Source organism: Tepidiforma flava, from assembly GCF_027594505.1.
In the GTDB taxonomy this organism is placed as follows: Bacteria; Chloroflexota; Dehalococcoidia; order Tepidiformales; family Tepidiformaceae; genus Tepidiforma; species Tepidiforma flava.
The window spans coordinates 1728701-1742588 of record NZ_CP115149.1; the positions used below are offsets into that span (position 1 = coordinate 1728701).

Below are 13888 nucleotides of genomic sequence, written 5' to 3' on the forward strand. Positions count from 1 at the left end.
ATGCGCTACCACACCGTCATCGCATGGGCCGCTGCGGCGGGGCTGCTCGCGGGGGCAGCGGGCCGGGGCTACCTCGCCCCCTTGCTCCCCCCGGATGAAGGCCACGGCGCCTGGTACGCCTCCCGCGCCGCCGGGATTTCCGCCTACCTCTTCCTCTGGCTCTCCCTCGCAGGCGGCCTGCTCATGTCATCCGCCTGGTTCGATGGGCTGGTCAACCGTGCGCGCCTCCTCGCCGCCCACCAGGCCTTCGCCATCGCCGGCCTCGCGCTCGGCCTCGTCCACGCCCTCGTCCTCATTCCCGACGGCTGGACCGATTTCGGCCCCGCCGACCTCTTCATCCCCTTCGCATCCTATTACGAGCGCGCCGATGCCGCCCTCGGCACCATCGCCCTCTATCTCTTCGCCATCGTCACCTTCAGCTTCTGGTTCCGGGGCGCCATCGGCCCCGCCACCTGGCGCTGGGTGCACCGCGCCTCGTTCGTCGCCTATCTCGCCGCGCTCTGGCACGGCATCCGCATCGGCACCGATACCGGCGCGCTTCCGGTCGCGGTGCTCTACCTCCTCACCTCGTCGCTCCTCATCGGCGCGCTGACCGTGCGCCTCGTGTATGTGCGCCCGCGCCGGCAGGCGCCGGCCCGCCCTCCGTCCCGGGCCGCCGCCGAGCCGGCGGGCTAGCGCCGGCGGAGGGCGCCGCCGTCAATCCTCCCCGTTGTCCCCGGCGGCGCCCTCCCCGGCACCTCCCTGACCCCGCGCCGGGATCTCCTTCCCCACCGCGCGCATCGTCTCCAGCACGCCGTTGTGCACCGCATCCCGCGCCGCCTTCAGCGCGTTGTAAATCGCCCGCGCGTTCGAACGCCCGTGCCCGATGACCACGATCCCGTCCACCCCTACGAGCTGCGCCCCGCCGTACTCGGCATAATCCAGCCGCCGCTTCACCTTCCGCAGCTCCGACATCAGGATCAGCCCGGCGGCCTTGTTCCACGGGGTCAGCTCCACCGCTTTCCGCAGCTCGCCGAAAAGCAGCTCTGCGATGCCCTCCGCCGTCTTCAGCACCACGTTCCCGGTGAACCCGTCCATCACCACCACGTCCGCCATCCCCTTCGGCAGGTCCTTCCCCTCGACGTTCCCGATGAAGTTCAGCCGGCTCCCGCGCAGCAGCTGGTGCACCTCGAGCGTCAGCTGGTTCCCTTTGCTTTCCTCCTCGCCGATCGACAGCAGCCCGACCCGCGGCCGCGCCACCCCGAACATCCGCTCCATATACGCCGCGCCCATATGCGCGAACTGGAACAGGTGCACGGGCCGGCAGTCCGCGTTCGCGCCCACGTCCAGCAGCATCGTCAGCTTCCCGTCCGCCGCCGGGAAAATCGTCGCCAGCGCCGGCCGCCCGATGCCGCGCACCCGCCCCAGCGTCAGCAGCGCCGCCGCCATCGTCGCCCCCGTGTTCCCGGCGGTCACGAACGCGTCCGCTTCCCCCCGCTTCACCATCTCGAGGCCGACCACGATGGAGCTCTTCGGCTTCGAACGCACCGCCTCCGTCGGGTGCTCCTCCATTTCGATGACGTCCGGCGCCTCCACCACCCGCACGTCGCGGATGGTGCCCGTCCCCCGCAGCTCCGCCTCGATCGCCTCCCGCCGCCCGACGAGGATGAGCTCCACGCCGAGCACCCCGGCCGCCATGAGCGCCCCGGCTACCGGCTCGCCCGGCGCGTTGTCGCCCCCCATCGCATCCAGCACGATTCGCGGTGTCGTCATCCCGGCCTCCTCCGCGCGATTGCCACCATCCGGCTGCTCCCGCCCTCCAGCGGCGAAAGGTCGTAATCCCCGAACAGGTCCACGAGGTCGAGCCCTGCCGCCTCCAGCAGGTACTCCAGCTCCCACCGGCCCACGTACCGCAGCCGGTGCACGCTCACCCGCCGCCGGACGGTGCCATCCTCCCCGACCGTCTCATACGCCACCCGCAGCGTCCGCACCTGCTCCGCGAGGTCGTCCTCGTGCACATGCCAGCACTCGAATCCCTCGCCGTCGTCCGTCTCCCCCGAAAACGCCAGCACCGGCTGCCCGTTCGTCGCCGGGTCCAGCCAGCTTCCCGGCCCCGGCAGGTCCAGCGCCAGCGTCCCGTCGAAGGTCAGCGCCTCCGCCAGCCGCTCCAGCGTGGCCCGCTGCTCCTCGCCGTCCTTGCAGTACAGGAACACATCGAGCGGCACCACGATAAACCCGTAGCGCCCCGGCTCGAGCGCGAGGTCCAGCACCCGCCCCTCGATGAACCGCACGTCGAGCCCCCGCTCGTCCGCGCGCCGCCGCGCCCGCGCCAGCATCGCTGGCGACGGGTCGATGCCCGTCACCTCGTGGCCGTGCGCCGCCAGCTCCACGGCGATCCGCCCCGTGCCGCAGCCGACCTCCAGCACCGGCCGGTCCGTCCGCCCCGCATAGGCGAGCCAGAGGTCGATGTCGTCCCGGAAGCCGTCGTGGATGGCGTCGTAGAACGCCGCATCGGCCGCGTAGGGGTCGTGATGCACCGTCCCGAATTCTCCCCCGCAGCCTACGCCCGTGTCGAACCCCGGCCGCCCCGCTCCTGCGCCAGCAGCCGCGCCAGCACGAGGTAGTCCGGGTCGCTGTGCGTCACATGGGCCGGCACCATCGCCTCCGCCAGCGCCGCGCACGTGCTCTTGGTCAGCGCCAGCGCCATCGGGTCCTTCGCGAGCAGCTGGCCCGCCAGCTCCCGCGCCGCCGCCAGCGCCTCGCCCTCCGGCGCGACCCGGTTCACGAATCCCCACGCCAGCGCCTGCTCCGCCGTGAACCGCTCGCAGGTCATCACCAGCTCCCGCGTCCGCGCCGGCCCCAGCTCCCGCATCAGCCGCGGCAGCGCGTTCCACGTCAGGGGGATATCGAGGTCCACCTCCGGGACCGAAAACCACGCCGTCGCTGCCGCTATTCGCAGGTCGAGGCAGGCCAGCAGCACCACCGCGCCCCCGATCGCCAGCCCGTTCACCGCCCCGATGGTCACCTGCGGCAGCCCCTCCAGCGCCGCAGCCGTCCGGTTCCCCTGGCTCGCCCGCAGCCGCTCCCGCAGCGGCGATCGCTCCGCCTGCAGCGTCGCCAGCGGCAGCCGGTTCGGGTCCGAGGCGCTTCCCCCGAGGTCCGCTCCCGCCGAAAACGCCCGGCCCGCGCCCGTCAGGATGACCACCCGCGCCTCCGCGTCGTCCGCCAGCTCCCGGCAGACCTCCTGCAGCTCCCGGTGCATCCGCCCGCTGATCGCGTTCAGCTTCTCCGGCCGGTGGAGCGTCACGGTCACGAGCCCCGGCAGCTCCGCGTCCCGCTCCACCAGCAGCGTTTCGTATTCCGCCATCAGTAGGGCCGCACCTCGCGGGCGAAGTCCCGGCCCCCGCGCACCGTCACCCGCATGATCGCCCCCGCCCGCGAATCGTCCTCGATGAGCTCGATGACCCCGGCCGCCACGTCCTCCGGCTGCAGAATGCCGCCCACCAGCTTTGCCACTTCTTCGACCCGCGCGTCGCCGCTCCGCCGCACCAGCGGCGTATCCGTGAACGAGGGACAGATGGCGTTCACCCGGATGCGGTCCTGCGCCGCGAGGTGCGCCAGCGACCGCGTGAAGTTCACCACGCCCGCCTTCGAGGCCGCGTACACCGGCGAATCCGGCATCGGCAGCAGCCCGCCCATCGACGCCGTGTTGATGATCACGCCGCCCTTGCCGCTCCGCCGCATCTCCCGCACCGCAATCCGCGTCGCATCGATCACCGCAACCAGGTTGATCTCGATGATCCGCTCCCACGGCCCCGGGTCGTCCGCGAACAGGTCTTCCCCGCCGATGCCCGCGTTGTTGAACACGATGTCGAGCGCGCCCCAGTGCTCGAACGCGCACGCCATCGCCCCGGCGAGGTCCTCCGTCCGCGTCACATCGCACCGCCGGGCGATCGCCATGCCGCCCGCAGCCGCCGCGAGGTCCGCCGTCTGCCGCGCCCCGGCTTCGTCGATGTCCGCGACAATCACCCGCGCCCCGCGCCGCGCCAGCTCGAGCACCGTCGCCCGGCCGATGCCCGAACCCCCGCCGCTCACCACTGCGACCTTCCCGGCGATCTCCATGCGAACCTCCCCGGGCCGCCAGGTGCGCGCCCGACACGGCATTGTAGGCGACCCGCCCCGCTCCGCCACATCGACACTGCCCGCCGCCTGCCCGAGAATCCCCCTCGTGCCCATCTACGCCGTCGGCGACAAAGTCCCGCGCATCCATCCCACCGCCTTCATCGCCCCCACCGCCTCCGTCGTCGGCGACGTCACCATCCACGCCGGCGCCTCGATCTGGTACGGCGCCGTCGTCCGCGGCGATACCAGCTACGTCGTCATCGGCCGCGGCGCGAACGTGCAGGACGGCGCCGTCGTCCACAGCCGCGCCGGCAACCCGGCCCTCATCGGCGATGAGGTCTCCATCGCCCACGGGTGCGTCGTCCACGGCGCCACCATCGGCGCCCGCGCCCTCATCGCGAACGGCGCCATCGTCCTCGACGGCGCGGTCGTCGGCGAAGGCGCCCTCGTCGCCGCCGGCGCCGTCGTCGCGCCCGGCACCGAAATCCCGGGCGGCATGCTCGCCGTCGGCGTCCCCGCTGAGGTCAAACGCCCCCTCGCCGGCACCGCCGCCGAGGAATGGGTCCGCACCGGCCCCGAGCGGTACGCCATGCTCACCGCGCTCCACCGCGCCGGCGTCCGCGAAATCCCCCGCGCCGACGTTCCCCCGCCCGGCGACGCCTGACGCGCCCGCCTACAGCTTCAGCCCCAGCAGCTCCCGCGTCACCGACCCGTCCGCATGCACCGTGACGTGCACCCACGTGATGCGCAGCTTCAGCCGCTTCCCGCCCGTCTCGATCCACACCTCGTCCCCTTTCTCCCAGCGGTAGTCCGACTCGATCGTGCAGTAGTGCTCGCCCTTGCTCCCGCTGAAGGGGTCCGCCTCGTAGAACGACGTCTTCATGCCACTCCCCGGCGCGAAATCTCTCGGTCTCCGAGCCTACCCGCTCTCCCCGCCTCCCGTCTCCCTCTCGGCGCGAACCGGGAGAAGGGAAGAGGGAGGAGGGAGGAGGGAGGAGGGAGCAGGGAGCAGGGAGTCGCCGCCGCCCGGCGCATCCACACGCTCGCTCCCACCTCCCACCTCCCAACTCCCGGTTCCGTAGTCGCGGGCCTCCGTGCCCGCGGAGGGCCGGGAGGCCCACCCGGCCGCTCGAATTCACCCTGCCTCGCCTCCCGGTTCCCGTCTCCCGGTTCCCGGTTCCCGCGACATCCGTTGGGCGCATGGCGCCGCGCGGGGACGGAGCCCCGCGGCTACGGTCGGAGGTTGAAGGTTGGAGGTTGGAGGTTGGAGGTTGGAGGTTGGAGGTTGAAGGTTGAAGGTTGAAGGTTGAAGGTTGGAGGTTAACGCGCCGGACGCGCCGTAGCCTCGCTCCCACCTCCCAACTCCCGCCTCCCAACCCCGTCGTCGCGGGCCTCCGTGCCCGCGGAGGGCGGGTGAGGCCCACCCCGGCCGCTCGAATTCACCCTGCCTCGCCTCCCGGCTCCCGCCTCCCGGTTCCCGGTTCCCGCGACATCCGTTGGGCGCATGGCGCCCCGCGGGGACGGAGCCCCGCGGCTACGGACGGAGGTTGAAGGTTAGAGGTTGGAGGTTGGAGGTTGGAGGTTGGAGGTTGACGGCGCCCGGACGCGCCGTAGCCTCACTCCCACCTCCCACCTCCCAACTCCCACCTCCCGGTGCCGCCTCCCCCCTCCGCCGCCGCGGATCGGCGGCATCCGGCGGCGCCGACGCCGAAGGCGTCCAGCCATCCTGCGCGGCGCCAGCCGTGCCACTCTTCCGCCCGAAACGAACGGCGGGGGCGCAACCTTCCGCCCCCGCCGCAGATCAGCCCCCAGCCCCCGGCTCCCGGCTACGCCAGGCGGAACCTCCCCGCCGCGGCCGCCAGCGCGTTCGCCATCTCCCGCATCTGGTTCGCCGTCGCCGCCAGCTCCTGCGCCTGTGCCGAAAGCTCCTCCGTCGAGGCCGACACCTCCTCCGCCGACGCGCTCGTCTCCTCGCTCGTCGCCGAGACCTGCAGGATCGCCTCGGTCACCTTCGACGTGCCGGCCGCCATCTCGCTCGCGCCCTGCGCCGATTCGCTCGCCAGCGCCGCGATCTGCTCCGCCGAGGCCACGATCCGCTCCGCGCCGGCCGCCAGCCCCTGCACGTCCCGCGCAATCTCCTTCATCCGGTCCGCCGAGCGCGCCACCGTCGCGATGATCGCCTGCAGCGCCTCCCCGGCCTCGCCGGTAATCCGCTGCCCTTCCTCGACGTCGCGCACGCCGGCCGCCATCGCCTCGACCGCCTCCTGCGTGCCCTGCTGCACCTTCGCGATGAGGTCCGCGATCTCCTTCGTCGAGGCGCTCGACCGCTCGGCCAGCGACCGCACGTTCTCGGCCACGACGGCGAAGCCGCGCCCCTGCTCGCCCGCGCGCGCGGCCTCGATCGCCGCGTTCAGCGCGAGCAGGTTCGTCTGCGCCGCGATCTCGTCGATCGCCTTCACGATGTCGCCAATCTGCTGCCCGTATTCGCCCAGCATGTCGACCGTCTTCGAGGCGCGCTCCACCGCCGCTGCGATCGACGCCATCGAGGCCACCGCCTGCGCGACCGCCTCCTGCCCCTGCAGCGCCGCCCGCTTCGACTCCTCCGCCGCCTCGGCTACCTCGCCCGAGGCCTGCGCCACCAGCTGAATCCGCTGGCCCATCCGCTCCGCCTCCTCGCGCGACTGCCCCGCCGAGGCCGCCGACTCCTGCGCGCCCGCCGCCACCTGCTGCGAGCCGCTCGCCACCCGCTCCACCTCCCGCGCGCTCTCCTGCGAAAGCCCGCTCAGCGCAACGGCCGAGCGCGTGACCTCGTTGATCGCCGTCGCGATCTGGCCCGTCGCCGCCGCCATCTGGTCGCTCGCATCGCCGAGCTGGCCCGCCGCCGAGAGGATCCCCTCCGCCTGCTGCCGCACCTGCCCGATCAGCTCGCGCAGGCTGCTCACCATCCGCTGGAGCGCATTCCCCAGCGCATCGTCGTGGCCGCGCGGCTGCACGCGGACCGCCAGGTCGCCGTTCGCCACGGCGGCTGCCGCTGCCGCCATCTCCTTCAGGTACACGGTCATTTCGCCGAACGCCTCTGCTGCCTCGCCGAGCTCATCCTTCGACCGCACCGCAACCGCGACGTTCACGTCGCCCCGCGCGATCGAGCGCGCCGCGTCGCGCACCTCCCGCGCCGTCCGCGCCATCGACCGCGCCAGCCACGTCGCCAGCCCCAGCCCCGCCAGCACCGCGCCGACCGTCAGCCCGGTCAGCAGCAGCCGCGCCCGGGACGCCGCGCTGGCTGCAGCGTCTTTTGAGTCCGACGCGATCGCCGCGTTGAACCGCCCCGATTCTTCGAGCGCCGCGTTCATCGGCCCAATCCGGGCGTTCAGCCCTGCCGCGGCCTGCGCCGCTTCGCTGTCCTTCCCCGCCTCGAGCAGGTCGAAGATCTTCCGCCGCTCGGCGATGACCGGCTTCACCAGCGCTTCGACGTCCGCCCACTGCTGCGCGTCCGCCTCCGAGGCGAACGTCTGGTGGTAATCCGCCATCGCCTGCTCGGCCGCCGCCAGCTCCTTCCGGCCCTGCTCGATGAGCGGGATCCGCTTCGCCGCGTCCGGCTCGAGGAACGCCCGCTTCTCCTCCCGCGCGCTCGCGGCCATGTTGTAGTTCGTCAGCAGCGCGTACTGCACGCCCAGCACGTTCTCCCGGTACATCGAGGCCGAGCGGTCGGCCGCCCGCTGCAGCTCGAGGACCCCCATGACGGCGACCGCCGCGTTCAGGGCCAGCACCACCCCGAACGCAACCAGCAGCTTCGCCTGCACCTTCAAATTCGTGAACCAACCCATCGTGAGACTCCCTGGCCGGGGTCGCGGTCTGCCGCCGCGTCCCGTCCTTTCGAATCTCAGCCGCAATGACGGGGATGCGTATCAGGAAGTCCCCTCGGGTGCGCCCGCAGAATCCCCCGGTTTCGGTCTTTCGGAAAAGTCATCAGAAACGATCCCTCTCCGTGTTGCCCGGCCCGGCGCCAACCGCTCCTCCCCCAGCTCCTCCTCCAGCGACGCCAGCGCGTGCGCCCGCTCGTTGTACCGGCCCCGCAGCTCATCCCGCACCGACCCCTCCCAGAGCGGCACCCCGAGGAAGTACGCCGCCCGGCCCAGCAGGTGCGCCGCCACCGGCGCCGTCATCGCGATGAACACCGCCGCCGCGATCACGCGCGTCGTCACCGCGAGGTTCCCGAACTCCACCGCCGCCGCCGCCAGCAGCAGCCCCACCCCCAGCGTCGCCGCCTTCGTCGTCGCCTGCATCCGCGTGAACAGGTCCGGCATCCGCAAAATCCCCAGCGCCGCCACGAACATCAGCGACGACCCGACCACCAGCAGTACGGCCACGATGATGTCACCCATCCCGCCGCTCCTCCGGGTGGCTCCCCTTCTCGATGTAGTACGCGAACGCCGTCGTCGCGAGGAACGTCACCAGCGTCAGCACGATGCCGACGTCGAGGTACGCCGACCGCCCCGCCGCAATCGCGTAGACGGTCAGCAGCCCCAGCCCCTGGATCGTCAGCAGGTCCAGCGCCACCACCCGGTCCGGCAGGCTCGGCCCCCGCACCAGCCGGTAGCCCGCCATCGCCACCCCGGCGCACAGCAGCGCGACCGCGAAAATCTCTGCCGGGTTGCCGGCCAGCAGCCCCGTCATTCGACCAGCTCCTTCACCCGCCGTTCGAACCCGGCCTTCTGCTCCTTCCGGAACGCTTCCGCGTCCCGCACCCACATGCCGTGGACGTACAGCGTCTTCCGGTCCTCCGAAACGTCGAGCGCCAGCGTCCCCGGCGTCAGCGTCATCACGATGGCGAACAGCGCAATCGGCCCGTCGCCCTCGAGGTCCAGCGGGATGCCCACCACCCCCGGCGCGATCGGCGGCTTCGGCGAGAGCACGTCCCGCGTCACCCGCAGGTTCGCCTTCACCAGCTCGACCACGAAGAACACTGCGAACGAAGCCACTACCCGCGCCTTCCGCAGGTAGTCCGTGCCCGCGCCGCCGAGGAAGATCAGCACCCCGAGCCCGAGCGCCATCCCGACCGCCAGCTGCACCCCCGAGACCGCCCCGCTCAGCGCGGCCCACGCGCCCGCCAGCAGCAGGATCCAGAGCAGCCCCTTCATCGCGCGCCACCTCCCAGCACGGCTTCGATATACCCCGTGCGGTCGAACAGCTGCTGACCGGCCAGCTCCATCGGCCGCCACCACCATTCCGCCCCCACCCCCATCGCGATCGCCAGCAGCGCGAACGCAATCACCGGCACCCACGATGCCGCCCCAACCGCCCCTTCGCTCACCGCCCCGCCGGGGCTCGGCTTCAGGAACGCCTCCGTCCAGATCTTCACCATCGAGAAGAGCGTCAAAAGGCCCACGCCGAGCATCACCCCGGCTACCGCGTACTCCCGCGTCTCGATGGCCGCCCGCACCATGATGAACTTCGCGAAGAACCCCGAAAGCGGCGGGACCCCTGCGAGGCTGAACGCCGACACGAAGAACGCTGCCGCCAGCCACGGGTGCGCCCGCGCCAGCCCGCCGAGGTCCTTCAGCTCGTAGCTCCCCCGCAGCCGCCGCACCACTCCCGCCACGAAGAACAGGTTCGTCTTCGCGATGATGTTGTGCACCATGTAGAAGAGCGCCCCGCCGAGCGCCAGCGGCGTCGCCAGCGCCAGCCCCATCGTCATGTAGCCGATCTGGCTGATGATGTGGAACGAGAGGATCCGCTTCATGTCCTGGTGCGCCGCCGCTCCCAGGACCCCGCTCACCATCGTCGCCGCCGAAATCCAGAGCAGCAGCTCCCGCGTGTACCCCGTGTCCTGCGTGAAAATCAGCGTGAACACCCGCAGCAGCGAATACACCCCGACCTTCGTCAGCAGGCCCGCGAAGAGCGCCGCCACCGGCGCCGGCGCCGTGTGGTACGAGGCCGGCAGCCAGAAGTAGAGCGGGAATACGGCCGCCTTCAGCCCGAACGCGACGAGGAACAGCATCGCCACCACCGTGTAGTAGCGCGCATCCGCGTCTGCCTCCCCGACCCGCACGGCGAGGTCCGCCATGTTCAGCGTCCCCGCCGCCCCGTACAGCAGCCCCACGCCCGAGAGGAACCCGACCGACCCCAGCAGGTTCAGCGCCACGTACTTCAGCCCGGCCTCGAACTGCGGCCGCTCGCCCCCGATCACGAGCAGGACGAACGAGGCCATCAGCATCACTTCGAACCACACGTACAGGTTGAAGATGTCCCCCGAGAGGAACGCCCCGCACACCCCCATCAGCAGCACGTGGATGAGCGCGTAGTACCCGGCGCTGATCCGCCCGGCATCCACCACCCGGAACGAGTACACCGTCGCCGCCAGCCCGACCGCCGCCGCCACCGTCACCATCACCGCCGAGAGCATGTCCGAGACCAGCACGATGCCGAACGGCGCCGGCCAGCCGCCGACCTCGATGACCTGGATGCCGTCCCGCCACGTGCGGACGAGCAGCGCGGCCGCCGCCGCCAGCAGCGCCAGCGCCCCCGCGAGCCCGATCGGCGCCTGCCACCGCGGCCGCGAGAGCAGCAGCAGCCCCGCCACCGCCGTCGCCAGCGGCAGGATCACCGGCAGCGCGGTCAGCAGCGTCACGGCTCGCCCTCCGCCGTCTGCACCGCAACCGGCGGAGGCGGCGGCTCCGTCGTCGTCAGCGCGTCGATGTCGTCGCTGCCCACCGACCGGTACACCCGGTACGCCAGCGCCATCGCGAACGCCTGGATGGCGAACCCGATCACGATCGCCGTCAGGATGAGCGCCTGCGGCAGCGGGTCGGCCGTCCCCGCCGCCAGCACCTCCTGCCCCTCGCCGATGAGCGGCGGCTCCCCGCGCACCAGCCCCGCCGCGACGAAGATCAGCAGGTTCGTCCCGTTCGTCAGCAGCGCCAGCCCGATGACCACCTGCGCCAGCGTCCGCCGCAGCAGCAGGTAGAGCCCGCACGCGTACAGCCAGCCGACCGTCACCGCCAGCAGCAGCTCCACCCTACTCCTCCTCCCCCATCAGCGGGATGATCACCGCCAGCGCGACCCCGATGACCACCAGGTACACGCCGATGTCGAACAGCAGCGGCGTCCCGAGCTTCACGCCGTCGCCAACCGCCACCGTCACCCACTGCCCCGCCATGAACCCGTCCCCCGCCAGCACGCCGGCGAACCCGCTCGCCAGCGCGATGCCCAGCCCCAGTGGGATCAGCACCAGCGGCGAAACGCGCGTCGCCCGCCACCCCGCCATCGGCTCGAACGCCACCGCCATCAGCACGAACGCCGCCGCCGCCATGATCCCCCCGCTGAACCCCCCGCCCGGCGCGTTGTGCCCGCGCCAGAGCAGGTAGAGCGAGGCCAGCAGCAGCAGCGACGCCAGCAGCCGCGCCATCGTCCGCAGGATCGACGAGTTCACCGCGACCACCTCCGCACCCGCAGGAGCGCGAACACCCCGAACGCCGCCGTCCCCAGCACCACGATCTCGCCCAGCGTATCCAGCGACCGGAAGTCCACCAGGATGACGTTCACCACGTTCTTCCCGAACGCCTCGAGGTACGCCGTCTCCCCGAAGTACGACGAGATCGGCTGCCCCTGCTGGTGCCCCAGCGATGCCAGCACCAGCACCGTCATCGTCACGCCCACCGCCAGGGCGATCGCCCCGTCCCGCAGCCGGCGCCGCATCGGCCCCCGGTCCACCAGCTTCGGCAGCCGGTAGAACACCAGCACGAACAGCATCACCGTCAGCGTCTCCATCACGATCTGCGTCAGCGCGAGGTCCGGAGCGCCGAACAGCGCATACACGATCGCTACCCCAAACCCGACCGCGCCCAGCGCCGTCACCGCAGCGAGCCGCGACATGTGGACGATCGCCGTCGTCGCTCCCGCGACGATCGTCGCTGCCACCGCCGCCTCGTAGAACGCCGGCGTCAGCCAGTCCCGCTCGATGCTCCCGCCCCACCGCACCAGCGCCGCCCACGCCAGCCCCACGAACGTCAGCAGCACCACCGCGATGTAGCCCCGCAGATAGCCGCGCTGCATCCACACCGTGTGGAACCGCGCCAGCCGCTGCATCCCGTAGTACAGCCAGTCGTACACCTTCGGCCCCGACGGGAACCACCGCGCCCCCATCAGCCGGCCCGTGAGCGCCGTCGCCCGCGGTACGGCGAACCCCAGCAGCACGCCGCCGCCGACCGACAGCGCGCTCAGCCCGAGCGCCGTGTTGAACCCGTGCCACAGCTTCAGCGACACCTTCACCGGCTCGCCCGCGACCGCTGCCGCCGCCGGCGCGATCAGCCGCCCTTCGATCACCCCCGGCGCGAGCGCCAGCCCGAACGAAAGCGCCCCCAGCGCCAGCGGCCCCGCCAGCAGCCCGGCGCTCCCCTCGTGCGGGTGCCCCGGCGCCCGCTCAGCGCCGAAGAACGGCCGCAGCAGCACCACCGCCGCTGCCGTGAACAGCGCCCCCGAGAAGACGATCGCCGCCAGCGCCCAGCCCCCGGCTGCGCCCCCGTCCTCCAGCCCCGCCTCCAGCGCCGCCTCCTTCCCGATGAACGCCAGCACCGGCCCGAAGCCCGCGAGGCCGATACTGCCGGCTGCCACCGCCGCGAACGTCCACGGCATCGCCCGGCGCAGGCCGCCCAGCTCGTCCACCATCCGCGTCCCCGTCCCGTGGTCGATCGCCCCCGCCGCCATGAACAGCGCACCCTTGTACAGCGCATGCCCGGCGACGAACACCATCGCCGCCTTGATCGCCAGCTCCGTCCCGAGCCCCAGCAGCATCGTCAGGAACCCCAGCGCGCCCACCGTCGTGAAGGCGAGAATCCGCTTGAGGTCCCGCTCGTGCACCGCCACGAACGCCCCGACGGCCAGCGTCGCCGCTCCGGCCGAGACCACCGCCGGCCGCCACCCCTCGAGGTCGCCGAGCACCGGGTGCAGCCGCGCCAGCAGGTACACCCCCGCCTTCACCATCGTCGCCGAGTGGAGGTACGCGCTCACCGGCGTCGGCGCCGCCATCGCCCCCGGCAGCCAGAAATGGAACGGCACCTGTGCCGACTTCGTGAACGCGCCGAGCAGCACGAGCACCAGTGCTCCCGTCGCGAGCGAGCTCCCCGCCACCGCCTCCGCGCTCATCGCCGACACCCGGTACGTCCCCGCCGCCTGACCCAGCACGACCAGCCCCGCCAGCAGCGCCAGCCCGCCCGCGCCCGTCACCAGCAGCGCCTGCACCGCCGCCTTCCGCGCCTTCAGCTTCTCCTGCTCGAACGAAATCAGCAGGAACGACGTCACGCTCGTCAGCTCCCACGCCACGAACAGCGTGATGACGTCGTCCGCCAGGACCACGCCGAGCATCGCGCCCATGAACGCCAGCAGCGTCGCCTCGAGCCGCCCGGCGCCCGGCTTCCCCGCCATGTACGCCTCGGCGTAGACGAGGATGAACGCCCCGATGCCCGCGATGAGCAGGCCGAACAGCAGCGCCAGCCCGTCCGCCCGGAAGGCCAGCTCGACCCCCAGTGACGGGAACCACTCCGCCGACCACGCCAGCGGCCGGCCCTCCGCCGCCCGGTCCAGCAGGCTGACGAAGTACGCGAACACGCCTGCGGGCACCGCTGCCAGCAGCAGGCCCCGCCAGCGCCGCGCCGGCAGCAGCAGCGCCAGGGGCACCGCAAGGAAGACCGCAGCTATCGCTACGACCAGGCCCAAAATGGCCCTCCCCGCAAGCGAACTGAGCGGCCGGCGAACCTCGCCGGCCGTCGGTTGTCCATCTCGCCGTCGCCCG

At 72.1% G+C, this 13888-nt stretch carries 15 protein-coding genes; 2 read left to right on the top strand and 13 right to left on the bottom strand.

What is annotated here, in order from left to right; genetic code table 11:
- Nucleotides 1–675, top strand: a complete 675-nt coding sequence (locus tag O0235_RS09705; protein ID WP_270055588.1) for a ferric reductase-like transmembrane domain-containing protein — start codon at nucleotides 1–3, stop codon at nucleotides 673–675.
- A gap of 21 nt (nucleotides 676–696) precedes the next feature.
- Here the strand turns inward: O0235_RS09705 and plsX are convergent, their stop codons facing one another.
- The 4 genes from plsX to O0235_RS09725 are packed head-to-tail and all read right to left on the bottom strand — an operon-like array spanning nucleotide 697 to nucleotide 4101.
- Nucleotides 697–1752, bottom strand: coding sequence for a phosphate acyltransferase PlsX (gene plsX / locus O0235_RS09710; RefSeq protein WP_270055589.1), 1056 nt, complete (start codon nucleotides 1750–1752; stop codon nucleotides 697–699).
- The gene (locus tag O0235_RS09715) at nucleotides 1749–2516 is read right to left on the bottom strand and encodes a class I SAM-dependent methyltransferase (RefSeq protein ID WP_270055590.1); all 768 of its coding nucleotides are present in this window, start codon (nucleotides 2514–2516) and stop codon (nucleotides 1749–1751) included. Before O0235_RS09715 ends, plsX begins: the two co-directional genes overlap by 4 nt.
- Nucleotides 2517–2539: 23 nt before the next feature.
- Nucleotides 2540–3346, bottom strand: coding sequence for an enoyl-CoA hydratase/isomerase family protein (locus O0235_RS09720; RefSeq protein WP_270055591.1), 807 nt, complete (start codon nucleotides 3344–3346; stop codon nucleotides 2540–2542).
- Entirely contained in the window at nucleotides 3346–4101 is a 756-nt protein-coding gene (locus O0235_RS09725; RefSeq protein WP_270055592.1) for an SDR family NAD(P)-dependent oxidoreductase, read from the bottom strand. The genes O0235_RS09720 and O0235_RS09725 overlap by 1 nt, the downstream gene beginning before the upstream one ends.
- Nucleotides 4102–4207: 106 nt before the next feature.
- On the opposite strand from O0235_RS09725, the gene O0235_RS09730 reads away from it, so the two are divergent.
- Nucleotides 4208–4765, top strand: a complete 558-nt coding sequence (locus O0235_RS09730) for a gamma carbonic anhydrase family protein (RefSeq protein WP_270055593.1) — start codon at nucleotides 4208–4210, stop codon at nucleotides 4763–4765.
- 9 nt (nucleotides 4766–4774) lie between these two features.
- On the opposite strand, the gene O0235_RS09735 is transcribed toward O0235_RS09730, so the two are convergent.
- The 9 genes from O0235_RS09735 to mbhE all read right to left on the bottom strand — a co-directional run bounded on the left by O0235_RS09735 (nucleotide 4775) and on the right by mbhE (nucleotide 13812).
- Nucleotides 4775–4984, bottom strand: coding sequence for a hypothetical protein (locus O0235_RS09735; RefSeq protein ID WP_270055594.1), 210 nt, complete (start codon nucleotides 4982–4984; stop codon nucleotides 4775–4777).
- A 943-nt stretch (nucleotides 4985–5927) separates the two neighbouring features.
- Nucleotides 5928–7925 (bottom strand): methyl-accepting chemotaxis protein, encoded by a 1998-nt coding sequence (locus tag O0235_RS09740; protein ID WP_270055595.1) that lies wholly within the window; start codon nucleotides 7923–7925, stop codon nucleotides 5928–5930.
- A gap of 81 nt (nucleotides 7926–8006) precedes the next feature.
- Entirely contained in the window at nucleotides 8007–8483 is a 477-nt protein-coding gene (mnhG, locus tag O0235_RS09745; RefSeq protein WP_270055596.1) for a monovalent cation/H(+) antiporter subunit G, read from the bottom strand.
- Nucleotides 8476–8775 (bottom strand): MrpF/PhaF family protein, encoded by a 300-nt coding sequence (locus O0235_RS09750; RefSeq protein ID WP_270055597.1) that lies wholly within the window; start codon nucleotides 8773–8775, stop codon nucleotides 8476–8478. Before O0235_RS09750 ends, mnhG begins: the two co-directional genes overlap by 8 nt.
- Nucleotides 8772–9239: a Na+/H+ antiporter subunit E gene (locus O0235_RS09755; protein WP_270055598.1), complete on the bottom strand. Its 468-nt coding sequence runs from the start codon at nucleotides 9237–9239 to the stop codon at nucleotides 8772–8774. Before O0235_RS09755 ends, O0235_RS09750 begins: the two co-directional genes overlap by 4 nt.
- Nucleotides 9236–10729, bottom strand: a complete 1494-nt coding sequence (locus O0235_RS09760; protein ID WP_270055599.1) for a Na+/H+ antiporter subunit D — start codon at nucleotides 10727–10729, stop codon at nucleotides 9236–9238. The genes O0235_RS09755 and O0235_RS09760 overlap by 4 nt, the downstream gene beginning before the upstream one ends.
- Nucleotides 10726–11115, bottom strand: coding sequence for a Na+/H+ antiporter subunit C (locus tag O0235_RS09765; protein ID WP_270055600.1), 390 nt, complete (start codon nucleotides 11113–11115; stop codon nucleotides 10726–10728). The genes O0235_RS09760 and O0235_RS09765 overlap by 4 nt, the downstream gene beginning before the upstream one ends.
- Nucleotide 11116: 1 nt before the next feature.
- Nucleotides 11117–11530 (bottom strand): MnhB domain-containing protein, encoded by a 414-nt coding sequence (locus O0235_RS09770; RefSeq protein ID WP_270055601.1) that lies wholly within the window; start codon nucleotides 11528–11530, stop codon nucleotides 11117–11119.
- Complete coding sequence (gene mbhE / locus O0235_RS09775) at nucleotides 11527–13812, bottom strand: hydrogen gas-evolving membrane-bound hydrogenase subunit E (protein WP_270055602.1); 2286 nt, start codon at nucleotides 13810–13812, stop codon at nucleotides 11527–11529. Before mbhE ends, O0235_RS09770 begins: the two co-directional genes overlap by 4 nt.
- Nucleotides 13813–13888: the final 76 nt, after the last annotated feature.

What these genes read in the sequence shown, in the direction of transcription:
- O0235_RS09705 (WP_270055588.1), top strand. Translation starts at nt 1, where the DNA reads ATGCGCTACCACACCGTCATCGCATGGGCCGCTGCGGCGGGGCTGCTC.
- plsX (WP_270055589.1), bottom strand. Translation starts at nt 1,752, where the DNA reads ATGACGACACCGCGAATCGTGCTGGATGCGATGGGGGGCGACAACGCG.
- O0235_RS09720 (WP_270055591.1), bottom strand. Translation starts at nt 3,346, where the DNA reads ATGGCGGAATACGAAACGCTGCTGGTGGAGCGGGACGCGGAGCTGCCG.
- O0235_RS09725 (WP_270055592.1), bottom strand. Translation starts at nt 4,101, where the DNA reads ATGGAGATCGCCGGGAAGGTCGCAGTGGTGAGCGGCGGGGGTTCGGGC.
- O0235_RS09735 (WP_270055594.1), bottom strand. Translation starts at nt 4,984, where the DNA reads ATGAAGACGTCGTTCTACGAGGCGGACCCCTTCAGCGGGAGCAAGGGC.
- O0235_RS09740 (WP_270055595.1), bottom strand. Translation starts at nt 7,925, where the DNA reads ATGGGTTGGTTCACGAATTTGAAGGTGCAGGCGAAGCTGCTGGTTGCG.
- mnhG (WP_270055596.1), bottom strand. Translation starts at nt 8,483, where the DNA reads ATGGGTGACATCATCGTGGCCGTACTGCTGGTGGTCGGGTCGTCGCTG.
- O0235_RS09750 (WP_270055597.1), bottom strand. Translation starts at nt 8,775, where the DNA reads ATGACGGGGCTGCTGGCCGGCAACCCGGCAGAGATTTTCGCGGTCGCG.
- O0235_RS09755 (WP_270055598.1), bottom strand. Translation starts at nt 9,239, where the DNA reads ATGAAGGGGCTGCTCTGGATCCTGCTGCTGGCGGGCGCGTGGGCCGCG.